The sequence below is a fragment of the Mesorhizobium sp. P3_A2 genome (assembly GCF_056403115.1).
Genome location: NZ_JBFUGC010000002.1, coordinates 247,317 through 271,955, shown reverse-complemented (window position 1 = coordinate 271,955; position 24,639 = coordinate 247,317). Strand labels below are relative to the sequence as shown.

The 24,639-nt window shown below is 62.9% G+C and carries 29 protein-coding genes; 13 read left to right on the top strand and 16 right to left on the bottom strand.

Annotation, left to right across the window (positions count from 1 at the left end; translation table 11 throughout):
- Positions 1–10: 10 nt before the first annotated feature.
- Together AC1DXM_RS05795 and AC1DXM_RS05790 are read left to right on the top strand one after the other, a co-directional pair.
- A complete protein-coding gene (locus AC1DXM_RS05795; RefSeq protein ID WP_477232470.1) occupies positions 11–553 on the top strand; it encodes a pyridoxamine 5'-phosphate oxidase family protein in 543 nt (180 codons plus the stop codon).
- A gap of 46 nt (positions 554–599) precedes the next feature.
- Positions 600–1,637 (top strand): YihY/virulence factor BrkB family protein, encoded by a 1,038-nt coding sequence (locus AC1DXM_RS05790; protein WP_477232188.1) that lies wholly within the window; start codon positions 600–602, stop codon positions 1,635–1,637.
- Positions 1,638–1,685: 48 nt separating this feature from the next.
- On the opposite strand, the gene AC1DXM_RS05785 is transcribed toward AC1DXM_RS05790, so the two are convergent.
- Complete coding sequence (locus AC1DXM_RS05785; protein WP_477232187.1) at positions 1,686–2,237, bottom strand: autotransporter; 552 nt, start codon at positions 2,235–2,237, stop codon at positions 1,686–1,688.
- A gap of 96 nt (positions 2,238–2,333) precedes the next feature.
- Here AC1DXM_RS05785 and AC1DXM_RS05780 point away from each other — a divergent pair, with 96 nt between their 5' ends.
- On the top strand, positions 2,334–3,050 hold the full coding sequence (locus AC1DXM_RS05780) for a GntR family transcriptional regulator (protein ID WP_477232186.1): 717 nt from the start codon (positions 2,334–2,336) through the stop codon (positions 3,048–3,050).
- Positions 3,051–3,076: 26 nt separating this feature from the next.
- On the opposite strand, the gene AC1DXM_RS05775 is transcribed toward AC1DXM_RS05780, so the two are convergent.
- Together AC1DXM_RS05775 and AC1DXM_RS05770 are read right to left on the bottom strand one after the other, a co-directional pair.
- The gene (locus AC1DXM_RS05775) at positions 3,077–3,967 is read right to left on the bottom strand and encodes a sigma-70 family RNA polymerase sigma factor (protein WP_477232185.1); all 891 of its coding nucleotides are present in this window, start codon (positions 3,965–3,967) and stop codon (positions 3,077–3,079) included.
- Between the two features lie 32 nt (positions 3,968–3,999).
- Positions 4,000–4,308, bottom strand: coding sequence for a hypothetical protein (locus AC1DXM_RS05770; protein WP_477232184.1), 309 nt, complete (start codon positions 4,306–4,308; stop codon positions 4,000–4,002).
- Between the two features lie 150 nt (positions 4,309–4,458).
- On the opposite strand from AC1DXM_RS05770, the gene AC1DXM_RS05765 reads away from it, so the two are divergent.
- Positions 4,459–4,824, top strand: a complete 366-nt coding sequence (locus tag AC1DXM_RS05765; RefSeq protein ID WP_477232183.1) for a VOC family protein — start codon at positions 4,459–4,461, stop codon at positions 4,822–4,824.
- A 130-nt stretch (positions 4,825–4,954) separates the two neighbouring features.
- Here the strand turns inward: AC1DXM_RS05765 and AC1DXM_RS05760 are convergent, their stop codons facing one another.
- The 4 genes from AC1DXM_RS05760 to AC1DXM_RS05745 all read right to left on the bottom strand — a co-directional run bounded on the left by AC1DXM_RS05760 (position 4,955) and on the right by AC1DXM_RS05745 (position 8,395).
- Positions 4,955–5,941 carry a Gfo/Idh/MocA family protein gene (locus AC1DXM_RS05760; protein WP_477232182.1) on the bottom strand — a complete coding sequence of 329 codons (987 nt, stop codon included), beginning with the start codon at positions 5,939–5,941 and terminating at the stop codon, positions 4,955–4,957.
- 77 nt (positions 5,942–6,018) lie between these two features.
- On the bottom strand, positions 6,019–6,594 hold the full coding sequence (locus tag AC1DXM_RS05755) for a YceI family protein (RefSeq protein WP_477232181.1): 576 nt from the start codon (positions 6,592–6,594) through the stop codon (positions 6,019–6,021).
- A 66-nt stretch (positions 6,595–6,660) separates the two neighbouring features.
- Positions 6,661–7,239: a cytochrome b gene (locus AC1DXM_RS05750; RefSeq protein ID WP_477232180.1), complete on the bottom strand. Its 579-nt coding sequence runs from the start codon at positions 7,237–7,239 to the stop codon at positions 6,661–6,663.
- A gap of 265 nt (positions 7,240–7,504) precedes the next feature.
- Positions 7,505–8,395 carry a LysR family transcriptional regulator gene (locus AC1DXM_RS05745; RefSeq protein WP_477232179.1) on the bottom strand — a complete coding sequence of 297 codons (891 nt, stop codon included), beginning with the start codon at positions 8,393–8,395 and terminating at the stop codon, positions 7,505–7,507.
- 96 nt (positions 8,396–8,491) lie between these two features.
- On the opposite strand from AC1DXM_RS05745, the gene AC1DXM_RS05740 reads away from it, so the two are divergent.
- Entirely contained in the window at positions 8,492–9,487 is a 996-nt protein-coding gene (locus AC1DXM_RS05740) for an aldo/keto reductase (RefSeq protein WP_477232178.1), read from the top strand.
- Between the two features lie 148 nt (positions 9,488–9,635).
- On the opposite strand, the gene AC1DXM_RS05735 is transcribed toward AC1DXM_RS05740, so the two are convergent.
- The 8 genes from AC1DXM_RS05735 to infC all read right to left on the bottom strand — a co-directional run bounded on the left by AC1DXM_RS05735 (position 9,636) and on the right by infC (position 16,789).
- Positions 9,636–10,238: a nucleotidyltransferase family protein gene (locus AC1DXM_RS05735; protein ID WP_477232177.1), complete on the bottom strand. Its 603-nt coding sequence runs from the start codon at positions 10,236–10,238 to the stop codon at positions 9,636–9,638.
- A 74-nt stretch (positions 10,239–10,312) separates the two neighbouring features.
- Positions 10,313–12,721 carry a phenylalanine--tRNA ligase subunit beta gene (gene pheT / locus AC1DXM_RS05730; RefSeq protein ID WP_477232176.1) on the bottom strand — a complete coding sequence of 803 codons (2,409 nt, stop codon included), beginning with the start codon at positions 12,719–12,721 and terminating at the stop codon, positions 10,313–10,315.
- On the bottom strand, positions 12,721–13,155 hold the full coding sequence (locus AC1DXM_RS05725) for a GFA family protein (RefSeq protein ID WP_477232175.1): 435 nt from the start codon (positions 13,153–13,155) through the stop codon (positions 12,721–12,723). Before AC1DXM_RS05725 ends, pheT begins: the two co-directional genes overlap by 1 nt.
- Entirely contained in the window at positions 13,152–14,204 is a 1,053-nt protein-coding gene (gene pheS, locus AC1DXM_RS05720; RefSeq protein ID WP_477232174.1) for a phenylalanine--tRNA ligase subunit alpha, read from the bottom strand. Before pheS ends, AC1DXM_RS05725 begins: the two co-directional genes overlap by 4 nt.
- A gap of 175 nt (positions 14,205–14,379) precedes the next feature.
- Positions 14,380–14,781 (bottom strand): 50S ribosomal protein L20, encoded by a 402-nt coding sequence (rplT, locus tag AC1DXM_RS05715; RefSeq protein WP_006201247.1) that lies wholly within the window; start codon positions 14,779–14,781, stop codon positions 14,380–14,382.
- Positions 14,782–14,818: 37 nt separating this feature from the next.
- A complete protein-coding gene (gene rpmI, locus AC1DXM_RS05710; RefSeq protein ID WP_006201248.1) occupies positions 14,819–15,022 on the bottom strand; it encodes a 50S ribosomal protein L35 in 204 nt (67 codons plus the stop codon).
- A 347-nt stretch (positions 15,023–15,369) separates the two neighbouring features.
- The gene (locus AC1DXM_RS05705) at positions 15,370–16,008 is read right to left on the bottom strand and encodes a methyltransferase family protein (protein WP_477232173.1); all 639 of its coding nucleotides are present in this window, start codon (positions 16,006–16,008) and stop codon (positions 15,370–15,372) included.
- Positions 16,009–16,252: 244 nt separating this feature from the next.
- A complete protein-coding gene (gene infC, locus AC1DXM_RS05700) occupies positions 16,253–16,789 on the bottom strand; it encodes a translation initiation factor IF-3 (protein WP_112559872.1) in 537 nt (178 codons plus the stop codon).
- 221 nt (positions 16,790–17,010) lie between these two features.
- On the opposite strand from infC, the gene AC1DXM_RS05695 reads away from it, so the two are divergent.
- The 4 genes from AC1DXM_RS05695 (at position 17,011) to AC1DXM_RS05680 (ending at position 20,411) form a co-directional block, all read left to right on the top strand.
- Positions 17,011–17,781, top strand: coding sequence for an alpha/beta hydrolase (locus AC1DXM_RS05695; RefSeq protein ID WP_477232172.1), 771 nt, complete (start codon positions 17,011–17,013; stop codon positions 17,779–17,781).
- A 6-nt stretch (positions 17,782–17,787) separates the two neighbouring features.
- Complete coding sequence (locus AC1DXM_RS05690; protein WP_477232171.1) at positions 17,788–18,930, top strand: benzoate/H(+) symporter BenE family transporter; 1,143 nt, start codon at positions 17,788–17,790, stop codon at positions 18,928–18,930.
- Positions 18,931–19,047: 117 nt separating this feature from the next.
- Positions 19,048–19,533, top strand: coding sequence for a DUF2852 domain-containing protein (locus AC1DXM_RS05685; protein ID WP_477232170.1), 486 nt, complete (start codon positions 19,048–19,050; stop codon positions 19,531–19,533).
- A gap of 119 nt (positions 19,534–19,652) precedes the next feature.
- Positions 19,653–20,411: a M48 family metallopeptidase gene (locus AC1DXM_RS05680; protein WP_477232169.1), complete on the top strand. Its 759-nt coding sequence runs from the start codon at positions 19,653–19,655 to the stop codon at positions 20,409–20,411.
- Positions 20,412–20,506: 95 nt separating this feature from the next.
- On the opposite strand, the gene AC1DXM_RS05675 is transcribed toward AC1DXM_RS05680, so the two are convergent.
- Positions 20,507–20,914, bottom strand: a complete 408-nt coding sequence (locus tag AC1DXM_RS05675; protein ID WP_477232477.1) for a hypothetical protein — start codon at positions 20,912–20,914, stop codon at positions 20,507–20,509.
- Between AC1DXM_RS05675 and AC1DXM_RS05670 the strand changes: the two genes are divergently transcribed.
- Genes AC1DXM_RS05670 through accD form a run of 4 tightly spaced genes read left to right on the top strand, consistent with a single transcriptional unit; the run spans position 20,837 to position 24,589 of the window.
- Positions 20,837–21,496 carry a phosphoribosylanthranilate isomerase gene (locus AC1DXM_RS05670; RefSeq protein ID WP_477232168.1) on the top strand — a complete coding sequence of 220 codons (660 nt, stop codon included), beginning with the start codon at positions 20,837–20,839 and terminating at the stop codon, positions 21,494–21,496. The genes AC1DXM_RS05675 and AC1DXM_RS05670 overlap by 78 nt on opposite strands.
- Before the next feature lie 28 nt (positions 21,497–21,524).
- Positions 21,525–22,775 carry a tryptophan synthase subunit beta gene (gene trpB / locus AC1DXM_RS05665; protein WP_477232167.1) on the top strand — a complete coding sequence of 417 codons (1,251 nt, stop codon included), beginning with the start codon at positions 21,525–21,527 and terminating at the stop codon, positions 22,773–22,775.
- 2 nt (positions 22,776–22,777) lie between these two features.
- Positions 22,778–23,617, top strand: coding sequence for a tryptophan synthase subunit alpha (gene trpA, locus AC1DXM_RS05660; RefSeq protein WP_142868682.1), 840 nt, complete (start codon positions 22,778–22,780; stop codon positions 23,615–23,617).
- 48 nt (positions 23,618–23,665) lie between these two features.
- Complete coding sequence (gene accD / locus AC1DXM_RS05655; protein ID WP_477232166.1) at positions 23,666–24,589, top strand: acetyl-CoA carboxylase, carboxyltransferase subunit beta; 924 nt, start codon at positions 23,666–23,668, stop codon at positions 24,587–24,589.
- The last annotated feature ends 50 nt before the right edge of the window (positions 24,590–24,639 follow it).

Genomic DNA, 24,639 nt, shown 5'->3' with positions numbered 1-24,639 from the left:
AGATCTTTCAATGAATTGGAACAGATGCAGCCGGCTGTCGTTTGCTTTCTTTCGTCCATTGAAAGGAAGTCCAATGGCCAGCCCTGCCGAACTCGAAGCCAGGTTCTGGAAGTCGTTGAAATCCGACATGACAATGATGATCGGCCTCGATGGGTCCAAGGTCATCCCGCGTCCGATGACAGCCCAGATTGAGGATCGGAAGGGGCCGATCTGGTTCTTCACGGCCACAGACACCGAGCTTGTCGAGGGCCTGAAAGATGGCAACGGCGCGACAGCTACCTTCACATCGAAGGGTCACGACCTGTTCGCCACAGTGCAGGGGAAGCTTTTTCTGGACAACAACCCAGTGGTCATCGATCGGCTTTGGAATCGTTTTGTCGCTGCCTGGTTTGAAGGCGGGAAAGACGACCCGAGGCTGGCACTGCTTAGGTTCGACCCGCAGGAAGCTGAGATCTGGCTCGACGGCTCAAGCATGACTGCAGGCATAAAAATGCTGCTCGGGTTCGATCCGAAAGAGGAATACAAGGACAAGATCGCCAAAGTGTCCCTGTGAGGAGCTGCAACTTTTATAGCGATGCGGAGTGTGGGGCTGTTGAGCGATGGACACCAAGTCCTCGTTGATCGATACCGAAGCGGCCAATCGTGCGTTGGCGACGTCTGAAGCCAGCAAGGCCGCCATAAGGGCAGAGGATGGGGACCGTGGTCGCGATGCGGCCTGGCCGTCACAGATTCCTGCACTCGGCTGGAGGGACATCTTCTGGCGGCTCTGGGAAGAGTTCAACAAGGACCGGGTCTTGCTGGTCGCGGCCGGTGCCACCTTCTATCTGCTGCTGGCGCTGTTTCCGGCGCTGGCCGCCTTCATCTCGATCTACGGTTTTGTCGCCGATCCTGTGACAGTCGCGGACCATGTCGCCTATCTCGGCGGATTGCTGCCGTCGGAGGGACTGGATCTCATTCGCGGACAGTTGCAGGCTTTGGCCAGTCAGAAACCGGGAGCGCTCGGAACAGGTTTCTTCGTCGGCCTTGCGATCGCGCTCTGGAGCGCGAACAGCGGAATGAAGGCGCTCTTTGACGCGATGAACATCGCCTATGAGGAAAGCGAGAAGCGCAGCTTCATCACGCTCAATCTGATGTCGATCCTGTTCACGATGGGAGCCCTGGTGATCGGCATCGTGCTGTTGCTGACGGTTGGCGTTGTCCCGGCCTTGTTGCGCTTCTTCTACCTTGACGCCTGGACAGAGACCCTTGTTGCGGTGTCTCGCTGGCCGATCCTGACAGGCTTCATCCTTACAGGCATTTCCCTGCTCTACCGTTTCGGGCCGAGCCGCGAACATGCGAAGTGGCGATGGCTGAGCTGGGGCGCCTTGATGGCGACCGCCGTCTGGATCGCGGCATCGTGGCTGTTCTCGTTCTACCTGCAGCATTTTGCCAACTACAACGCCACCTACGGATCGCTGGGCGCTGTCGTTGGCTTGATGATGTGGACATGGATTTCAGTCATCATCCTCATCGCGGGCGCCGCAATCAATGCCGAGATGGAACATCAGACGGCAATCGACTCGACCACGGGTCCCGCTCTGCCAATGGGAGAGCGTGGCGCGGTGGTTGCCGATACGCTGGGCAAAACAGCTGATTAGGTGCTGGATCGCCTATCCGGCAAAGAACCGACTCGTCGCTCGAGAGCTTCAGGTGCCGGTCTGCCCAATCGGCCGAGCCCCTGCCAGATACCGCTCATTGTCGAACGGCTCGGCCTGGTTGCTGTCCGGGCTCCACATATGGCGGTCAATCTCCGTCAGATCGCCGAGATAGACATGCAGTGCGCCGGAGCGGGCGCTGCCGGTGTTGGCGACCGCGTGCACAGTATCAGGGGTCATGTGCACCACGGCGGGGGCCGCGATGTCCTGCCGTTCCGGTGTATCGATCTCACTGCCGTCGACGGGATAGATGAAGTTGGTCTCGCTGCCCTTGTAGATGCCGATCAGCGCATCCATCAGATGGTTGTGCGCCGGATACTGCAGGCCGGGCGACAGCGTGATGTGGTAGATCGTCAAATCAGGGCTGGCATGCAGCAGCACCTCATCGTCTTCCTCTTCATGGGCAAGCACGCCTGAGGCGTGAAAACGATCGGTGTGCTCGCGCAACACCGCCTTGACCCGATCGAAAGCATCAGGACCTTTGGCTGCGTTGACGATATCGGCGGTTACGGCGTAGAGAGGCGAGTTGGCGGAAAGAGGCATTGTCAGTTATCCCTCTTAAGAAGCTTAATATTCATAACTGAGATGCTCAGGCTAGCGAATGCCGGAACCAGCGTCAACTGCCCAGGAAGACCTGACATGATCGCCCCGAAATCCGCAGCCGCGTCACCCTCGACCGCCGACATATTGCGCAGCGAGGAGGCCTACGAGCAGCTGAAGAGCGACATCGTCGCCTGCGTGCTGCGCCCCGGCGAAAGCCTGACCGAAAAGCAGATCGGCGACCGCTACCAGATCAGGAAGGCGACGATCCGCTCCGCCCTCGCCCGCCTGACGCAGGAAGGGCTGATCAAAAGCGAGCCCAGGCGCGGCTACGTCATCGCACCGCTCAGCCTGCGCGACGTCAGCGAGATTTTCGATGTCCGCGGCCTGATCGAGCCGGAAGTGTTCCGGGTGGCGGCCGCCAACATCACCGAGCGCGGGCTCGACGACATCAGGCTGGCGGCGCAGAAGGTGCTGAAGCCCGAGACGCTGCGCAGCCATGTCGCCTTCCTCGCCGCCGACCGCGCCTTTCGCCTGGCGCTGGCCGAGCTCTCGGGCAATCTGCGGCTGGCGCGCCTGCTCGACCAGATCCTCGACCAGTCGGAGCGCGTTCTCCATCTCGGCTTCAAATCGCGCGACTTCACGCAAGTGATCATTGGCCAGCAGAAGGAGCTCGTCCTTGCCTGTGAGGTGGCCGAGGTCTCCGCCATCGCAAAGCTCGCCCGTTCGCAGTGCCTGTCGCTCAAGAAGCAGGTGCTCGAGGCCCTGCTTGCCGGCTCCAAACTGCAGGACGCCAATTTGCAAAGCTTCGCCTGAGGCCTTCGCTCAGCAGCTGGTGGTACTTATTCGTCGACGAAGCGGATGTCCGCGTCGGCAAGGCAATAGGGCGCGTAGCGGAAATCTCTGATATGGCTGACCTTTCCGTCCTGCCAGTCGACCAGCATGAAGCCACGCACGGCATCGTCTCCCGCTTGCGGGTTGCGGATCAGGATGGCCGGCCTGCCGTCGACGAAGCCGAGCGACAGCGCCCAGTCGCTGACGCGGTCGTAATTGCCGAAATAGTTGGAAACCTGCGCCTTGCCGCGCATGCGGGTGCGGTTGACGACTTCGAGCTGGATGTCCTCGGCAATCAGCGCGCGCACGGCGTCGAAGTCGCGCGCGTTGAACAGGTCGACATAGCGGCGCAGGCGCCGCTCGTCGTCGACGTCGAGCTTTGGGACGGGCGTCCGTTCGTCTTGTACCGCCAACAGCCGCAGCTGCGCCCGTCCGCGATGCAGCGCCGCCTTGGTCGCCGCCAGCGTCGCGCCGGAGACCTCGCAGGTCTCGTGCAGGCTGAGACCAAGCACGTCGACCAGGATCACGGCGCTGCGCTGCGCCGTCGCAAGCTGCATGAAGCTGCGCAGGCTGGCAGCGGTGGCGAGCCTCGCATCGGCGCTGGCGGAGGGGTCTTCGATCGTCGTCATGTCGGTCTCGCTCATGCGCGACTGCTCCCGCTGGCGCCGGCGCAAATGATCCTGCGCGGCATTGTGGGCGATGCGGAACAGCCATTGCTCGGGACGCTCGACAGACGCGCCACCGTCAATGGCCTGCAGCGCCTTGATCAGCGTCTCCTGGACGATGTCCTCGCCATCGATCACCGAGCCGGCCATGCGGGCGCAGTAGCGGTGCAGCTTCGGCCGCAATTCGCCGAGCATCGCCTCCAGGGCCACGCGGTCGAGTCTTGCTATGTTCATCCTGTCCATTCCCAAAATGCCGGTCTTGGCAATCAGGCCGGCACGTCCTCGCCGGCCAGCATGCGATAGTTGCCGACGATCTTTGCCGGCGATCTGGCAAGCGGCGTCGAGCGTCGCCCGGCATGATCGGCGCTGAAAGCCTTGAAGGCGGCGAGCCCGGTCAGGCCGTCGCCCTCCTGGCTGACAAGATGGACGAACTCGCCATTCTCCAGTTCCAGGACGAGGTAGCGCACGGATTGCGGCCTGGTTTCGTCGAGCGCCTCGAACACCTTTGCAACCAGCATACGGTTCTGCGCGATGCTTTCATCCTTCACGCCGTAGCGGATGAGATTGTAGCCCATTGTCGTCTCCTGTTTTTCAGGTCTGCAGGGAGAAGACGTTTCGTGGTGTCGAAAAGATTCTCCGCCGCAGCGAATCTTTTCGATCGTCCATGTCGTCTTTCCCCCGTGGACGGCTGCGCGGCGGCCATCGAGGAGCAGGAGAGACCCATCATGCACATCCAGTTTGCCGAGTTGCCTGTCATCGACCAGGATCGCGCCAAGGCCTTCTACACCGATCATCTTGCCTGCCAGGTGACTGCCGACCAGCCGATGGACGATGGCGGCTGGCGCTGGATCGAGCTGACATTTCCCGGTGCCGTCACCAATTTGCATTTCGTCAAACGCTCCGATGACTCTCCGGGCGCCGAACCAGTTCTGGTGCTCGTCGATGACGATGTCGAGGCGACGATCGCCGCGTTGAAGGCGAGCGGCGTCGAAATCATCACCGAGCCGCAGGAAGCGCCGTGGCAGCCGGGCCGCACCGTCGCCGAGTTCCGCGACAGCGAAGGCAACCGCATGGTTGTCGCCAGCAAATGATCGGGACCAGCGCAAAGCCGAACTTTGACATGAGACCAACAGGAGAGACGGACATGATCCCCCCGATCGTCGACGCTGAAAGTGCCGGGCGCCAGCCTCTATTATGAGACGCGCGGCTCCGGCCCCGTGATCAGACGGCCTCCCAGCCTTCCTTGCCGCCGGCGCGGAAGATGGCGTCGATGACCTTCTGGTTGAGCACGGATTCCTCCAGCGTGAAGACGCGCTCCTTGCCGCCCTTGGCCGCCCTGGCAAAGGTCTCGACCTCGCGGCGGTATTGCTGCGTGCCGGGAAAGCGGAACACCTGCGCCTCGGTGTGGTTCTGGTTGTGCAGTTCGATGCGGTGATGGTCGTAGAGCCCGGCATTGAACGGCGAAAACACCTCGATGAAACCCTTCTCGCCATGAAACACCATCACCTGCCGCGCCGCCATCTGCGTCGACAGATAGAAGGACAATTCGAAATCGCCGAAATCGGCGCGGATCGAGGAGTAGATGTCGGTGCCGAATTTCTTGTCGCGCTCGATGGTCGCCTGCACCCGCAGCGGCTCCTTGTCGGTGCAAAACCGTGTCGACACCGTTGGGTAGACGCCGATGTCGGGCAGCGCGCCGCCGCCGAGATCAAGCTGGTTGCGCATGTTGGTGGGATCGACATTGTAATAGGAGAACGCGCCCTGCACATGGCGCAGCCGACCGATGGCGCCGTTGGCGATGAGGTCGCGAACCTTGATCCATTGCGGGTGGTAGATGACCATGAACGCTTCGCAGACCAGCACCTTCTTCTGGTCGCGCAGCTTGATCAGCGGCAGGATATCCTTGGCGTCAAGCGCCAGCGGCTTTTCCACCAGCACATGTTTTCCCGCTTCGATCGCCTTGGCCGTCCATTCGACATGCTGCGAGGTCGGCAGCGGAATGTAGACGCCGTCGACCTCTTTGGAAGCCAGCAGTTCCTCATAGGAGCCGAAAGCGTGGCGGGCGCCGAAACGCTCGCCCAAGGCCTTGGCCTTCGACAGGTCGCGGCTGGCGATCGCCGACAGCACGCCATTCTCTGCCTCGACGATTGCCGGCAGTAACTGCTCGCGGCCGATCTTGGCCGTCGACAAAACACCCCATCGGAACATCAGGCTTCTCCATTCGATTCAGGCGAGGAGGTTTGCCTGAAATTGGGGGAAAAGCCAATGCGGGGGCGCTGGTCTTGCTAGCCCTTCTTCCCCGTCAGCGTCATGTCGAAGTCGACGATGTTGGAATAGATCGGCGTGCCGACATCCATGCCGTAGCGCGAGCGCAGCACCTTGCCGGTGACGTGGAATTTGATCGTGCCGCCCTTCAGCCCGCCGAGCTCGGCGGTGAACTTTTCCGCAAACGTCTTGCCGCGCGCAGTCAGCCGGCCGCTGACCAGCGCCGTGGTGTCGCTGGTGCGCGTCACGCTGGTCGAGCGGAACTGGATTTCCGGATTGTTGGCGGCGTCGAACACCGCGTCCGAGCGCAGGAAGGCGTCGATGCGGCTCTGCCCGGTACCGACGCTTTCGGGATAGATGGTGAAATTGACCTGCGAACGCCCGACATCGCTGTTGTCGATACGGATCGAGCCCTTGAACCGGCCGAAGGCGCCGTTGAGCCCGCCGCCGCCGACCTTGCCGATGGAAAAGCGGATGCTGGAGCTGGCCGGGTTGACCGTATAGCTGCCGGCTGCGTCGTTAAGGTCGACCGCGGCCAAGACAGGCATGGCAAGGCAAGCGGCCATAGCCGCCAATCCGAAGATGCGCGCATACATAGGTTTTGTCCTTCTGGGCAGGCAAAGTCCTGCGTCTTTCCTCCTTGAACGAATATGCGGCGCGCCCTATTCCATGTCGGGCGCTGACGAAGGCGTGATCATGCGCGTGAGCACGTTGTCGCGCAGCCAGAGATGATGGCGCAGCGCCGCCAGCGCATGCAGCACGACCAGCGCAATGCCGGCATAGGCGAGATACCAGTGTACGGCTGCCCAGAAGTTCTCCGCCGTGTCGGACAGGCCGAGCGGCAGGTTCGGCATCACGAACAGGTTGAACGGCATGCTGGGGATCTCCAGCATCGACACCGAAACCAGCGCCCAGCCGGACAAAGGCAAAGCGAGCTGGAAGGCATAAAGCGCCAGATGCGCCAGCGGCGCGGTGCGACGCTCCAGCGCCCCGGTCGAGGCCGGCAAAGCCGGCGCCACATTGCCGAGCCGCCAGCCGATGCGCAGGATGATGAGGCCGAGCAGCAGAAAGCCGAAGGATTTGTGCAGCTGGATGAGCTCGAAGGCGGTGCGCTGGCTGGTCAGCCGCACCATGACGAAGCCGAGTATGAACTGGCCGATGAAGATGATGCCGATCAGCCAGTGGAGGATGATTGCCACCCAGCCGTAGCGGGTTGGAGAGTTGGTGATTGATGCTTGCATGATAAGAAAACGCTTCCAAATAGCGCTTTCTTCCAGACGACAGCGCTGCCCCTCATTGCCCTGCCGGGCATTTCTCCCCGTAAACGGGGAAGAAAGAAGCAGTACCCGCCAGCGGCGCTCTTCCTGCCACGTTGGTGATTGGCGAAAGCGTCGATGAGAGCGTCCCTCGCCCCGTTTACGGGGAGAGGATGCCGGCAGGCAGGTGAGGGGCAGCGCCGCCGTCAGCAGTCCCGTGCTGAAGCGACCATTTCGCTCCTGCTCGCCCTTACCCACCCACCTTGAAGAAATCAACAAACGCCCGCAGCGCCGGGCGCATTTGCCTGCGACTGGGATAGTAGACGAAGAAGCCGTCGAAGGGCGGGCACCAGTCGTCCAGCACGCGGATCAGCCGGCCGTCGGCGAGCGGCGCGCGTACATAATCATCGAAGACAAAGGCGAGCCCGGCTCCGTCGATCGCCGCCTGGGCGATCAGATGGTCCTCGTCGAGAATCAGCGGTCCTTGCGCGGCGATCTCGATCGCCTCGCCGTCCTTTTCGAACTCCCAGCGGTAGAGGATACCGCTGGAGAAGCGGAAGCGGATGCAGCGATGGTCGGCCAGCTCGCGCGGGTGACGCGGCTTCGGCATTTTTTCGAAATAGGACGGTGCACCGACGACGGCGCCGCGAAGGTCCGGCCCGATGCGCACCGCGATCATGTCGCGTTGCAGGCTCTCGCCGAGCCGCACGCCGGCGTCGAAGCCGCCCTTGACCACATCGGTAAAGCGGTCCTCGATGACGATCTCCAGCACGATGTCGGGATAGGCCGATGCAAAGGCGCCGAGTCTGGGCGTCAGCGTAAGGTGCGCGGCCGTGCGCGGCACGGTCAGCCGCAGGTTGCCGGCCGGTCGGTCGCGCGACTCGACCGCCGTTTCCAGCGCCAGGTCGATCTCCGACAGTGCCGGCCGCAGCCGCTCCAGCAACTGCGCCCCTGCCTGGGTCGGCGCGACGCTGCGCGTGCTGCGCGCCAAGAGCCGCACGCCGAGCCGCGCCTCCAGGCTGGACACCGCATGGCTGACGGCCGAGGGCGCTATGGCCAGTTCCCTGGCGGCGCCGCGAAAGCTGCCGCATTGGGCGACGGTGGCCAGCACCGCCAGTTGCGAAAGATGAGTGCGATTCATTGATCTATCTTTCAGAGCAGCCCGTACGAATAAGAGACGATTATCGAACAGGGTTCAAGGCATTACCTCAGTCGCATCGCAACAAGGAGACACGTCATGCAAACCCGCAAGCTAGGAGCAGAATTGAAGGTCTATCCCGTTGGCCTCGGCTGCATGGGCATGAGCTTCGCCTATGGCGGTCAAGCAGAGGCCGACGCAATCGCCACGCTGCGCCGCGCCGTCGACATCGGCGTCACCTTCTTCGACACGGCCGAAGTCTACGGCCCCTATGAGAACGAGATCCTGCTCGGCAAGGCGCTGAAGCCGGTACGCGACAAGGTCACGATCGCCACCAAATTCGGATTCAAGATCTCCGAGGAAGGCTCAGGCATCGAGCGCATGGTCGGCGTCGACAGCCGCCCCGAACACGTCAAGGCGGTGGCCGAAGCCTCGCTGAAGCGGCTCGATACCGATGTCATCGACCTCTACTACCAGCACCGTGTCGACCCCAACGTGCCGATCGAGGACACGGTCGGCGCCATGGCCGAACTGGTGCGCGAGGGCAAGGTGCGGGCGCTGGGCCTGTCGGAGGTCAGTGCCGCGACCATCCGCCGTGCGCATGCCGTGCATCCGATCGCTGCCGTGCAGAGCGAGTATTCGCTGTGGAGCCGCGACCCCGAAGATGAGGTGTTAGACGTCTGCCGCGAACTCGGCATCGGCTTCGTCCCCTACAGCCCGCTCGGTCGTGGCCTGCTCACCGGCACCATCGCCAAGCCGGATGCCCTGGGCGACGACGACTGGCGTCGCACCTTGCCGCGCTTCCAGGCCGACGCCATGGCAGCCAACGCCAAGGTCATTGCCACGCTGGAAAAGCTGGCAGCGCAGAAAGGCGTCACCTCGGCGCAGCTGGCGCTCGCCTGGGTGCTCCACCAGGGCGACTTCATCGTGCCGATCCCCGGTGCGCGAAAGATCGGCCATCTCGAGCAGAACACGGCGGCAGCCGGGATCGAGCTGAGCGCGGCCGAGGTGGCGGCGATTGGCGATGCGCTGTCGCCGGACAAGGTTGTGGGTAAGCGCTACACGGAGGAATTGCTGACGCTGGTGAACGGGTGAGGGCCTTCACCCTCCCCCTTGTGGGGAGGGTCGGCTCGCGGTCGCAGCGAAGCGGAGATAGCGAGACGGGGTGGGGGTAGCGCCCTACGAGAACCCCCACCCCGATCCGCTATGCGGATCGACCCTCCCCACAAGGGGGGGTAAAGTCTCACCATGCCACCACCTCAATCTCCGTCCAACACTCCTTCGCCCGCGCCCCCTTGGCCTCATGCGTCTGCTGATTGTCCATCACCCGGTTCGGCGTGATGCGAAACGAAAAAACATCATCGAGCCCGAACGGCGCCACCAGCTCGAACTGCCCGTCAGCATCGAACCGCACCCCGACCGCATGCGTCTTCGACGCAAAATGGCTGACGGATTCGCTGGAGCTCGTATAGCGCGGGCACGGCCGCCCGAACTTCTGCGGATACCACAGATGCACCCGCGCCTGGTTGCGCACCTCGACCGGCAGCGCCAGCCCCTCGAAATGCCGCGCGGCCCGGCGGATCACTGCGTCCTCGGCCTCGTAGGACAGGTCGCTGTCATCGAAATAGAAGAGATCGACGTCTTTGATGCCGTAACCCGATGCCCTGCCCGTCAAATGGTTCCAGACGCTGTTGTAGAGCGCGCCGGACACCACCAACCAGTCGGGCAATGCAAGCGCGCGAGCCCGCGCCAGCGCGTCGCGGACCAGCGGGTCGGCCGACACGATAGCGAGGAACGTTTCGCGTTGTGCGTCGAACGGCAGCCCAGAATAGCGCAAATGATCCATCGCCCTTTTGGAGGGCGATTCGGCATCACTCGGCAATCCTCAAAAGGCCAATACGTAGAGCGGCGTTAGCCGCGCTACGCCCTCAGCACGCCGCCCGTCTGCTTGCCGACATTGTCGACGATGCGCTTGGCCAGCGCTTCGAAATCCTCGTCGGTCAGCGTCTTTTCGACCGGCTGGATCGAGACTTCGATGGCGATCGACTTCTTGGCGGCACCGAGCGATGCCCCCTCGAAGACGTCGAACACCGAAACGCCTGACACCAGCTTCTTGTCGGCGGCGAGTGCTGCGCGCACCAGCGTGCCGGCCTCGACCGACTTGTTGACGACGAAAGCGAAGTCGCGCTTCACCGCCTGGAAGGTGGAGAGCTCCAGCTTCGGCTTGGTTTTCGTCGGCTTGGCCTTCGGCTCCGGCACGGCGTCGATATAGACCTCGAAGCCGCAGATCGGTCCGGAAACGTCGAGCGCCTCCAGCGTCTTCGGGTGGAATTCGCCGAACGTGCCGAGCACCGTCTTTGGTCCGAGCTTGATCGTGCCGGAGCGGCCGGGATGATACCAGGCCGGGCCGCCGGGCTCGATCTGCAGCCGGTCGACCGGCGCGCCGCAGGCTTCAAGCGCCGCGATCGCGTCGGCCTTGGCATCGAACACGCCGACAGGGCCGGAATTGCCGGCCCAGCTGCGGCCGGAGCCGTCGAGCTTGGCCGTGCCGCGCCGCACGCCGGCGGCAACGCGCCGCTGCTGGTCGGGGCCGTCGCCCTCATAGGTGCCGGAGACCTCGAACAGCGCCACATCGCCGATGCCCTTGTCGGCGTTGCGCTGTGCGGCCGACATCAGCCCGGGCAGCAGCGAGGGCCGCATATCCGACATGTCGGCGGCAATCGGGTTAGCAAGCTTCAAAGCGGTCTGGCCGCCACCGAACAGTTCGGCATGCCTGGCCGGGATGAACGACCAGGTGACAGCCTCCATCATGCCGCGCACGGCGAGCGAGCGCTTGGCGGTGCGGGTGCGCACCTGCAGCGTCGTCAGGATCTTGGAGTTGACTGCGTCGTGGGCGCCCAGCGGCTGCGGCGCGATGTTGTCGACGCCGTGGATGCGCATGACTTCCTCGACCAGATCGGCTTTGCCATCGACATCCGGGCGCCAGGACGGCACCGCGACATCGACGATTTCGCCCGAACCCTGTGGCTTGAAGCCGAGGCGCGACAGGATGTCGAGGCTTTCCGCCCTGGGCACTTCGATGCCGGTCAGCCGCTTCACTTCCGACAGCGGGAAGGCAATGATCTTCGGTTTGTGCCCGGCGTATCCGACCACCTCGGTTTCCGTCGGTTCGCCGCCGCAGAATTCCAGCACCAGCTTGGTCGCCAGTTCGACGCCCGGCGCCATGAATTCCGGGTCGACGCCGCGCTCGAAGCGGTAGCGCGCATCGGTGATGATGCCGAGCGTGCGGCCGGTGCGCGCCGTGGTGATCGGGTCCCAAAGTGCGGATTCGATCAGCACGTCGGTGGTATTTTCATCGCAGCCGGAATGCTCGCCGCCCATGACGCCGGCGATCGATTCGACGCCATTATCGTCGGCGATGGCGCACATGTCAGGCGTCAGCGTGTATTCGCGTCCGTCCAGTGCCATTACCTTTTCGCCGTCTTTGGCGCGGCGCACGACGAGATTGCCGGCGACCTTTTTCGCATCGAACACATGCAGTGGCCGGCCGCGATCGAAGGTGACGTAATTGGTGATGTCGACTAGCGCGCTGATGGGCCTGAGGCCAATGGCGATCAGCCTTTGCTGCAGCCATTTCGGCGACGGCCCGTTCTTGACGCCACGCACCAGCCGCAGCGCGAAGCCGGGGCAAAGCTCCGGCGCCTCGATCGTCACCTTGATCGGCGTCTCGCCCTTACCCTTGATCGCCTCGACCAGCGCGGTCTTGAGCCGGCCAAGCCCGCTTGCCGCCAGATCGCGGGCAACGCCGTAAATGCTTGTCGCGTCCGGCCGGTTCGGCGTCAGATTGATTTCGATCACCGGATCGTCGAGATGCGCGTAAGCTGCGAAGCTGGTGCCGACTGGCGCATCCTCAGGCAGGTCGATGATGCCATTATGCTCATCCGACAGCTCCAGCTCGCGCTCGGAGCACATCATGCCGTGGCTTTCGACGCCGCGGATCTTGCCAACCGTCAGTGTCACATCGATGCCGGGCACATAGGTGCCGGGTGCTGCGAAAGCGCCGATCAGGCCGGCGCGGGCATTCGGCGCGCCGCACACCACCTGCACAGGCGCCTTGCCGTCACCGGTATCGACGGTCAGCACCCGCAGCCGGTCGGCGTCGGGATGCTGCACAGCGGTCAGCACCCTGGCGATGACGAACGGCTTCAGGCTGGCCTTGTCGTCGACATGCTCGACTTCGAGGCCGATCGAAGTCAGCCGCTCGACGATTTCGGCGAGCGTGGCGTCGGTCTCCAGATGATCCTTGAGCCAGGAAAGGGTGAGTTTCATCACTGTGTTCCGTTTTGTCTGTGCCCGTCCGGTCGGGGCACGCTTGTCTTCAAATGGCGCGGCAAATCGTCGGGCATATGCAGGAAAGGCAGCTGCTCGCGCACATGGGCATGGTGCGTCGGTTTGAAATAGGCCGGCATGTCCATCGACCCGAGCATGAAATAAATGTGATCTTCCAGCCGCTCGTCGACATAGGCGATCGGCGAGCCGCAAATGCCGCAGAATGAGCGCGTCACCGGCCCGTTCTCGTACATCTTCAGCGCCTTGCCGGTGAAAGCCACCTGCTCGGCCATGAAGCCGACAAAGGCCGACACCGGTGTGCCGCTGGCCCGCCGGCAATCGCCGCAATGGCAATAGCTGATGTGGTGCGGTTCGGCCGAGGCCTCGAACCGCACCGCGCCGCAGCGGCAGCCACCGGTGTGCGGCGCCGTCATGCGGAGAGGCCTCCGAACAGCGTCGGCATGTCGAGCGGCCGGAAGCCGTAATGCGACAGCCAGCGCACATCGGCATCGAAGAAGGCGCGCAAATCCGGCATGCCGTATTTCAGCATGGCGATACGGTCGATGCCCATGCCCCAGGCAAAGCCCTGGTACTCGTCGGGATCAAGCCCGCCGGCGCGCAGCACATTGGGATGCACCATGCCGCAGCCGAGGATCTCCATCCAGTCGGAGCCTTCGCCGAAGCGCACTTCACCGGGCCGCGAGCGGTCGCACTGGATGTCGACCTCGAGGCTTGGCTCGGTGAACGGAAAGAAGGACGGGCGGAAGCGCATCTTCACCTGCGGCACCTCGAAGAACGCCTTGCAGAACTCTTCCAGCACCCACTTCATGTTGGCGACATTGGCCGTCTTGTCGATCACCAGCCCCTCGACCTGATGGAACATCGGCGAGTGGGTGGCGTCCGAATCCTGCCGGTAGGTCTTGCCCGGAATGACGATGCGGATCGGCGGCTTTTGCTTCTCCATGGTGCGGATTTGCACGGGCGAGGTATGGGTGCGCAACAGCTTGCGCTCGCCCGTCTCGTCCGGCTGGAAGAAGAAGGTGTCGTGCATTTCGCGCGCCGGATGCCCCTCGGGGAAATTCAGCGCGGTGAAATTGTAATAGTCGCTCTCGACATCAGGCCCTTCGGCAATGGCGAAGCCGAGATCGCCGAAGATCGCCGCGATCTCGTCGATGACCTGGCTGATCGGATGGATGCGGCCGCGCTCGGCCGGCGACTGCCGCACCGGCAGTGTCACGTCGACCGTCTCGGCGGCGAGCCTGGCAGTGACTGCCACATCCTTCAGCTCGGCCTTGCGCGCCGTCAGCGCCTCGGTGACGCGGTTCTTCAGCCCGTTGATCGCCGGGCCATTGACCTGGCGCTCCTCGGCGCTCATCGCGCCCAGCGTCTTCAGCATTTCGGAGACCGAGCCCTTCTTGCCGAGGGCTGCAACGCGCACCGCTTCGATCGACGCCTCGTCGCCGGCCGAAGCGATGTCGGCCATCAGGGAGTTTTCGAGAGTTTCCAAACCAGTAGTTACGTCGTTCACGGTCAAACTCGCTACGTTGGAAGTGAAAATCACTTTCAAGGTGAAGGTTCAGGCATAAGAAAAACCCGCGCCAGCCGTGCCAGCGCGGGTTCCCCAGATCAGAATTGCGAATGCTTGGGAAGCGCTGGTCTTAGGCGACAGCGCTTTCAAAAGCATTCGGCGTGGTGTTCTTCAAATATTCGAGCGCGACCTTGGCCTTGGCGACCAGCGCGGCGAATGCCTGCGGCTCATGGATGGCCATGTCGGACAGGATCTTGCGATCGATCTCAATGCCGGCCTTGTTGAGGCCGTCGATGAAGCGGCCATAGGTCAGGCCATGCTCGTGAGTCGCGGCGTTGATGCGCTGGATCCACAGCGCGCGGAACGAACGCTTGCGGTTCTTGCGGTCGCGGTAAGCGTACTGCAGCGACTTTTCCACCGCCTGCTTGGCGATGCGGATAGTGTTCTTGCGGCGGCCGTAGAAGCCTTTCGCGGCTTTCAGGACCTTCTTGTGCTTGGCGTGCGAGGTGACGCCTCTTTTTACGCGTGCCATGTCATGATCTCCTTAAAACGTGTCCGGACCGAATGCCTTAGAGGCCGTTCGGCAGAAAATTCTTGATGACCTTCTTGCCGTCCGGTTCAGCCAGAACCATCGTGCCGCGGGCATTTCGAATGAACTTGTTGGAACGCTTGATCATGCCGTGACGCTTGCCGGCCGCAGCCGACAGGACTTTACCTGTACCTGTGATCTTGAACCGCTTCTTGGCGGCCGATTTGGTCTTCATCTTGGGCATTTTGCTACTCCGTATTGGTGGCGCACAATCGCGCTTCTTGTTCGCTTCGGGCGGACCAAAAGCCCGAAAAGCAAATGAAACCGCCACGGCATGCCCTGCCGGGCGGTTTTTTGGAACGCGGTCCTATACGTCAAAGCAGGCGCGCGCGCAACACCCGAAGGGCTGCGACGCTCTGTCCGTAATTCATGGCGCAGGCTTGAGGTCGGATAGGTGGGTTGAGATTCGGGTCAGGCCGAGTCGAAAACGACTGATGCCGAGAACCGGAGCGGAGCGTACTTAAGTACGTGAGCACCGGAAGCGCAGGTATCAGCCGTTTGCAGGCCGGCCTCACCTGAATATCAGCCTACCTAGGGCAGCCGGAACAATACCGGCAATATACCCGACTGTTGAGCGCCGTCGATGGTCTCGAACACTGGCAGCGCCACCAGAAACACCAGCCCGTCCAGCAAGGTGGTCAGCAAAAGCCGCGGCTTGAAGCTGCCGGTATCGCCTTCCTGGTAGAGCGACAGTTTGGGAAAGAAGCGCGGCACCCGCTCCAGATAGGCCTGGTAAGGGGCGCCGAGCACTTGCTTGAGATATTTCTCTTCGCGCAGGATGACGATTTGGAAGGCGCCGGCGCACAAAAGCGCAAACAGGATGATGCCGGAGAACGAGCCGATCTGCGCTCCGACGCCGGCTGCCGCGACAGTCGAAAACACATAGAGCGGGTTGCGGGTGATCGAATAGGGCCCGCCGGTCACCACTTCGGACGATTTGCGGCCGCCGATATAAAGTGTCGACCACAAGCGGCCGACAACGCCGAGGAAGATCAACAGCACGCCGAACATCTCGATCGTCTCGTGCACCGTGGTGTCTGGCGGAAAAGTCGACTGGCCGAACAGCAGTGCGGCAAACAGCACCACCACCAGCACGGCAAGCACCATCCTGCGCATGTGTTGGTAGCCGCCCAGCTCCTTGACGGGCGCAGGATTGATTTCATTGGCCATGCCGGGAATCCGATCGTGGAAAAGCTTTGCCGGCGATCGCGGCGTCTGCCAAGAAAACAGGCGTCCCGCCGATCGCTGGGACGCCGTGGGCTATGATTCAGGCGGATTTAGAGCGCGACACCACGCCTGAACAGAACGTGATCCAAAGCAATTCCAGGAAAAGTGCGAAACGGTTTTCCGTCCGGAATTGCTTCAAAACAAAGGGATAGAGCGTTTCGCCGTTTCCATGAAAGGGTGAAGCGCTCTAGCGCGGCGCCAGCACCATCATCATCTGGCGGCCTTCGAGCTTCGGTTCGGCTTCGACCTTGGCGATGGTCGACACTTCCTCGCGCACCTTGTTCAGAAGCTGCATGCCGAGTTCCATATGCGCCATTTCGCGGCCGCGGAAGCGCAGCGTCAGCTTGACCTTGTCGCCTTCCTCGAAGAAGCGCCGCACGGCCTTCATCTTGGTCTCGTAGTCATGGCTGTCGATGTTCGGGCGCATCTTGATCTCCTTGATCTCGATGACCTTCTGGTTCTTGCGCGCCTCGGCCGCCTTCTTCTGGTTGGCGTATTTCAGTTTGCCGAGATCGAGGATTTTTACGACAGGCGGCACCGCGTTGGGCGATATCTCGACCAGATCGAGCCCGGCCTCTTCGGCGAGCAGCAATGCGTCGTTGATGGAGACATCGCCTCGGTTCTGGCCTTCGGCGTCGATGAGCTGGACCCGGGGAACCCGGATATCACGGTTGGAGCGCGGGCCATCCTTGGTGGGCGCCGCTGCTTTGAAAGGTCTGCGAATGGTCGTGGTCTCCTTGGCCGTTTCGTTCAGGGTTTCAAATCTAGAAATATTCAGGACGCGCCAATGTGGTGAGCGCGCGGGCGGAGTCAATAGCACAGCGCTAACGGAAAATCACCCTGAACGCGGGCCTGCACCAAACAAAGGATATAGCGGGGCACTTTCCGCTTCGCCTTTGCCTGTGCCAAAAGACCGGCGAGGAAAATCAGGACTGACAGATCGCCATGACCGCGACCACCCCGACCCTGCTGGATGTCCAGGGAATCAGCATCGCGGTGCGCCATGAGGCGGGCGCGACGCCCGGCATTGTCTGGCTCGGCGGCTACAAATCCGACATGCTTGGTACGAAGGCCGAGACGCTGTCTGATTGGGCAGCCGGCGAAGGCCGAGCTTTCCTGCGTCATGACTATTCCGGCCATGGCGAATCCGGCGGCGCCTTTGCCGACGGCACCATCTCGAAATGGCTCGGCGAGAGCCTCGCCGTCTTCCGGCGTTTCACCAAGGGCAAGCAGATCTTGGTCGGCTCCTCGATGGGTGCCTGGATTGCGTTGCGCATGGTGCAGGAGCTGCGCAAGGCGGGTGACAGCACGATCGTTGGCTTGGTGCTCCTAGCGCCGGCGCCGGATTTCACCAACGAACTGGTCGAGCCGGCGCTGACTGCAGCGCAAAAGCGCGACCTCAAGAAGAAGGGTTTCTTCGAGGAGCCATCGGACTATTCCGCCGAACCTTACATCTACACACGCGCGCTGATCGAGGATGGCAGGGTTAACCGCGTCATGACCGGGCCGATCGACACCCATTGCCCTGTCCACATCCTGCAGGGTCTGGCCGATGCCGACGTGCCGGCAAGCCATGCGCTGAAGCTGGTCTCCCTGCTGCCGGCGGACGACGTGACCTTGTCGCTCATTCCCGATGGCGATCACCGCCTGTCGCGGCCGCAGGACCTCGACATGTTGCTCAGGGTCGTGGGCGACATGGTCCAGCGGGCGGGTTAGGCAAGAATGCGCATTTCCATCCCGATATCCGCCTTTGTCGCGGCAATCGTCGGCTTCGGCGGCACGCTGGCCGTCGTCATTGCCGCCGCCAAGGCGGTTGGCGCCACCCAGGCCGAGACCGCGAGCTGGGTGACGGCGCTGTGCCTGGCGATGGCGATCGAGTGCCTATGGCTGTCCTGGCGCACGAAGATGCCTGTTATCACCGCCTGGTCGACACCGGGTCTGGCGCTGATGGCGGCGTCGAGCGGCTTTACCATGGCCGATGCCGTCGGTGCCTTCATCGTCACCGGCATCCTGTTGATCGCCACCGGCCTGTTCAAGCCGCTGACCCAGCTGATATCGAGGATACCGGCGTCGGTGGCATCCGGCATGCTGGCCGGCATCGTCGTCACCTTCGCGCTCAACGCCGTCAAGACCATTCCCGTCGACCCCTGGCTGATCCTGCCGCTGATTGCGGCCTTCTTTGTCATCCGCCTGTTCAACCCGGCGCTCTCGGTGCTGGCGGTGCTGATCGGCGGCGGCACTGCCGCCTTCCTCACCGGTCGCGTCGGCGGCCTGCCGGCGCCGGAACTGTCGACGCTGACGCTGATTGCGCCGCATTTCAGCGCCGCGGCCATCATCGGCCTGGCGCTGCCACTCTACCTCGTCACCATGGCCTCGCAAAACCTGTCGGGGTTGGCTGTGCTGCGCGCCGCCGGCTATCACCCCGAACCCGGCCCGCTGATCGGTGTCACCGGCTTGTTCTCGCTGCTGTCGGCGCCGTTTGGCGGCTCGACCACCAATCTGGCGGCGATTTCGGCGGCGATCTGCACCGGCCCGGATGTCCATCCCGACCCGGCCGAGCGCTGGAAGACCGGCCCGTTCTATGCGCTCGCCTATCTCATCTTTGCGATTTTCGGCGCCTCGCTGGTGGCGATCTTCGCCGTGCTGCCGCAGAGCCTGATCGTGCTGGTGGCCGGCCTGGCGCTGATGGGTTCGCTCGCCAATGCGCTGTCGATCGCGCTCAAGGACGAGGACCAGCGCATGGCCGCCACGGTCACCTTCGTCGTCACCGCTTCAGGGTTGACCTTGTTCGGCGTCGGCGCCGCCTTCTGGGGCCTGGTCGCCGGACTGGTCGTGCTTTTCCTCGAAGCACTCAAAAAGCGATAATCATTTCAGACCCTTGTTCGGTTTTGGCCGGCATTGTCTTGAATCGCCGTTTTTGTCTTCCCATTTCGATTCGACGCAGCCGTTCTTGGCTGTCTCCAACCGAAGGAATGGGAGAAAATGAACACATCCGCATTGATCCGCCCGGCCTGGACGCCGGCGACCATCGCGCTGATGGTGATCGGCTTCATGGTGTTCTGGCCGCTTGGCTTCGCCATGCTCGCCTATATCATCTGGGGCGACAGGCTTGACGGCTTCAAGCGCGACGTCAACCGCGCCACCGACGGCATCTTCGCCGGCTGCCGCCGCGGTTCCGACAAGGCCGCGCGCTGGGGCCATGGTTCGGCTCGCACCGGCAACGTCGCTTTCGACGACTGGCGCGAGAAGGAACTCGAGCGCCTCGCCGAAGAGCGCCGCAAACTCGACGAGATGCTGAGCGAATTCGACGACTATGCCCGCGAATTGCGTCGCGCCAAGGACCAGGACGAGTTCGACCGCTTCATGGCCAACCGCAACAAGTCGACGGCACCGACGACCACGGGCACGACCGAAGCGACCAAGCCCACGACCCCCAAGCGCAAGGGCCCGAACCTGCTTGACGACTGAGATCCTGCGACAGGTCTCGGCATGACAGACGGCGTCGCGCAAGCGGCGCCGTTTCTTTTTTGTTCTCTTTTTGCGTTCGCTCTACTGGCCGTTTTCCTCGAATCGCGTATCGTTCAGCCATGTCCTTCGGCTTCTTTCGCAACCTGACCAAACCAAAGCCCTCGCCCGTCGAAGAGCGAGAGCATATCGTTGCCGGCCGCACGCTGCCGCTCAGGATCGTCGAGAGCGCCCGGGCACGGCGGCTGACGCTGCGCATCGATTCCGGCGGCCAGGGCCTGCGCATCACCGTGCCGCCGGGTCTGCGCTGCGGCGAGGTGGAGAAATTCCTGCACCGCCACCAGGACTGGCTGGAACAGCGGCTGGCCAAGGTGCCGACACGGCCGCAGGTGCGGCCCGGCATAAAGATCCCGATCCGCGGCGTGGCGCATCGCATCGTCCATGAGCCGTCGAAGCGCGGCACCGTCACCGTGTCGCGCGACGAGCGCGGCCCGCTGCTGATCGTGCATGGCGAGCGCATACATCTGCCGCGCCGCATCGCCGATTTCCTCAAGCGCGAGGCCAAGAAGGAGATCGAGAAGCTGGTGGTCAAGCACACCGAAGCGCTCGGCAAGCGCGCCAAGGCGATCCGCTTCAAGGACACGTCGAGCCGCTGGGGTTCCTGCACCTCCGACGGCAACCTGTCCTTCTCCTGGCGCATCATGATGGCGCCGACGCCTGTCATAAACTACCTCGTCGCGCATGAGGTAGCGCATCTCAAAGAGATGAATCACGGCCCGAAATTCTGGAAACTGTGCGAGCAGCTCTGCCCTGACACCGACCGCTGCAAGGACTGGCTGAAGAGGAATGGTGGCGCGCTGCAGGCGATTGTGTTTGACTGAGCCGTTCGCTTCGTCATCCTAGGGTCTGCGCCGCGTCGCTTCGCTCCTTGCTTCGCCCTAGGATGACGAAGTCGAGGGCGTTCCCGCCGTCGGCGCTAATCGTCATTCGCCGCATTGAGCTCCTCCGGCCGCAACCCTTCATCGCCATGGCGCGGCCACGGCAGGAAGTTTTGCTCGAATGCATCGCTGCCGAAATAATCCAGCGCCCGATGCGCCTCGGCGCCGTCGAAGGCGGCTTTGTCGATCAGATGCGCGATGACATCGCGCGCCTGGGCGATCTTCTGCCTGAGTTCGGCAATGCTCTGGTCGGCCATATCATCTGCTCCCGCCTTGGCTTCTCCTTCAATAGGTAGCGCCTTTGGCGTTGTCGGCAAACAGCATGCTTTTTCTCGACTCTTGGCGCTTTTCGTGCCAATCCCCGCGCCATGGCGCTCGACATCAAGATCTGCGGGTTGAAGACCGATGAGGCAATGGCCGCGGCATTGGCCGGCGGTGCCAGCCATGTCGGCTTCATCTTCTTCGCCAAGAGCCCGCGCTATGTCGAGCCTGCGCAAGCCGGCCGCCTGCGCCAGGCGGCGATCGGCAAGGCCAAGGCGGTCGCCGTGACGGTCGATGCAGACGACGCCTTCCTGGACGAGATCGTCGACAAGATGCGCCCCGACATGCTGCAGCTGCACGGCGCGGAAACGCCTGCGCGAGTAGCCGAGGTGAAAGCCCGCTACGGCCTGCCGGTGGTGAAGGTGTTCTCGGTCAGCGAGGCCGCCGATCTCGATCGGATAAAGCCGTTCATCGGCATTGCCGATCGGTTCATGTTCGATGCCAAGCCACCGAAAGGCTCGCAACTGCCGGGCGGCAATGGCGTCGCCTTCGACTGGCGCATTCTGGCCGGCCTTGACGCCGGGCTCGATTACATGCTTTCCGGTGGGCTCAACGCCGCCAATATCGGCGACGCACTGAGGTCAGCCAATCCGCCCGCAATAGACATTTCGTCGGGCGTGGAAAGCGCTCCGGGTGTCAAGGATCCGGCGCTGATCGAGCAGTTTTTCCGGGCAGTCAGGACCGCGCGGGACGACCGCGCCGCCTGAACAATTCTTTCGAACCAGGAGATCGGCGATGGACCAGCCGGCGACACCCAATTCCTTCCGCACCGGACCCGACGAGCAGGGCATGTTCGGCATTTTCGGCGGCCGCTTCGTCGCCGAGACGCTGATGCCGCTGATCCTCGACCTCGAGCGGCACTGGAACGAGGTCAAGAACGATCCGGACTTCAAGGCTGAGCTGACCGATCTGTCGACCCATTATGCCGGGCGGCCCTCGAAACTCTATTTCGCCGAAGGGCTCACAAAACATCTTCGTGAGGTTTCCTCGGCGAAGGGCCTCGGGGGCGGCGCAAAGGTCTATTTCAAGCGCGAGGACCTGAACCACACCGGTTCGCACAAGATCAACAACTGCCTCGGCCAGATTCTTTTGGCCAAGCGCATGGGCAAGAAGCGCATCATTGCCGAGACGGGCGCCGGCCAGCACGGCGTGGCGGCAGCCACGGTCGCAGCGCGCTTCGGCTTTCCATGCGTCGTCTATATGGGCGCAACCGACGTCGCCCGCCAAAGCCCGAACGTCTTCCGCATGAAGCTGCTCGGTGCCGAAGTACGCCCTGTCACCGCCGGCCACGGCACGCTGAAGGACGCCATGAACGAGGCGCTGCGCGATTGGGTGACCAATGTCGAGGACACCTATTACCTCATCGGCACCGCTGCCGGGCCGCATCCCTATCCGGAGCTGGTGCGCGACTTCCAGTCGGTGATCGGCATCGAGGCGCGCGCCCAGATCCTCGAACAGGAAGGCCGACTGCCTGACACCATCATCGCCGCTGTCGGCGGCGGCTCCAACGCCATCGGTCTGTTCCACCCCTTCCTCGACGACAAGGAAGTCCACATCATCGGCATCGAAGCCGGCGGCCGCGGCCTCGACGGCATCGAGCATTGCGCCTCGATGAATGCCGGCGCGCCCGGCGTGCTTCATGGCAACCGCACCTATCTCTTGCAGAATGCCGACGGCCAGATCCTGGACGGCCATTCGATCTCGGCCGGGCTCGACTATCCCGGCGTCGGCCCGGAGCATTCCTGGCTGCGCGATTCCGGCCGCGTGGACTATGTGCCGATCCTCGATGACGAAGCGCTGGAAGCCTTCAAGCTGACGACGCGCGTCGAAGGCATCATCCCGGCACTGGAATCCGCCCACGCCATCGCCCATGCGGTGAAAATCGTACCTGCTATGGACAAGGACCAGATCGTTATCGTCAATCTGTCCGGCCGTGGCGACAAGGACGTGCACACGGTGGCCTCGATGCTCGGCATGGAGATCTGATCATGGTGACCCGCATCGACCGCCGCATGGCGAAACTGAAAGCCGAGGGCCGCCCAGCGCTCGTCACCTATTTCATGAGCGGCGACCCGGACTATGACACCGCTTTGTCGATCATGAAGGCACTGCCCAAGGCCGGCGCCGACGTCATCGAAATGGGCATGCCGTTTTCCGATCCGATGGCCGACGGTCCGGCGATCCAGGCAGCCGGCCTGCGAGCGCTGAAAGGCGGCCAGACGCTGGTCAAGACGCTGCAGATGGCGGCGGACTTTCGCGCTGGCGACAATGAGACGCCTATCGTGCTGATGGGCTATTACAACCCAATCTACATCTACGGCGTCGACCGTTTTCTCAGGGATGCGATCGCCAGCGGCATTGACGGGCTGATCGTCGTCGACCTGCCACCGGAGATGGACGAGGAGCTTTGCATTCCGGCGTTGAAGGCTGGCATCAACTTCATCCGCCTGGCGACGCCGACCACCGACGACAAGCGCCTGCCCAAGGTGCTGCAGAACACATCGGGCTTCGTCTACTACGTCTCGATGACCGGTATCACCGGCTCGGCTCTGGCCGACACCGGCAAGGTCGCCGCCGCGGTCAAGCGCATCAAGGGGCACACCGATCTGCCTGTCTGTGTCGGCTTCGGCGTCAAGACGGCCGAGCAGGCGCGCATCATCGGCGCTAATGCCGATGGCGTCGTCGTCGGCACCGCGATCGTCAATGCGGTGGCCAATGTGCTGGGGCCGAAGGGCGAAAAGACCGCCGACCCGGCCGAGGCCGTCGCCACTTTGGTCAGCGGCCTGTCGCAAGGCGTGCGTTCGGCCCGCCTTGCTGCTGCCGAATAGTCTTCTTACCTTTTTAGCCAACTCTTCGTCAGGACAGGAGCCGAAGCGATGAACTGGATCACCAATTACGTTCGCCCGAGGATCAACTCGATGCTCGGCCGGCGCACCGACATGCCGGAGAATCTCTGGATCAAGGATCCCGAGACCGGCGAGATGGTGTTCCACAAGGACCTGGAATCGAACCAGTTCGTCATCCCGTCCTCTGGCCACCACATGAAGATCTCGGCCAAGGAGCGGCTGAAATTCTTCTTTGACGACGGCAAATACGAGCAGCTTGAGAACCCCAAGGTCATGCAGGACCCGCTCAAGTTCCGCGACGAGAAGCGCTACACCGACCGCCTCAAGGACGCCAAGGCCAAGACCGGCCTGGAAGACGCCATCGTCAACGCGCTGGGCACGGTCGAAGGCCTGCCGGTGGTGGTAACCGTGCAGGATTTCGCCTTCATGGGCGGCTCGCTCGGCATGGCTGCGGGTGACGCCATCGTGCATGCTTTCGAGGTCGCCCTGCAGCGCAAGCGGCCGCTGATCCTGTTCGCCGCCTCCGGCGGCGCGCGCATGCAGGAGGGCATCCTGTCCCTTATGCAATTGCCGCGCACCACGGTCGGCCTCGATCGGCTGAAGGAAGCCGGCCTGCCCTACATCGTCGTCTTGACCAATCCGACCACCGGCGGCGTCACCGCCTCCTATGCCATGCTGGGCGACGTCCACATCGCCGAGCCCGGCGCGCTTATCGGCTTTGCCGGCCCACGCGTGATCGAGCAGACCATCCGGGAAAAACTGCCGGACGGTTTCCAGCGCTCCGAATATCTGATGGAGCACGGCATGGTCGACATGGTGGTGTCGCGGCTGGAACTGCGCTCAACGATTGCGCGGCTGTTGAAGATGCTGCTCAAGGTTCCCGAGCAAAAGCCGCTGGAGCCGGAAATCCTGCCGTCGGCCGTCATCCCGACGGAAGCCCGGCCGCAGGCCTGACGCGACATTCCTGGCCGCTATCAGTGATTGCGCGCGATGTTTCGCGCGGT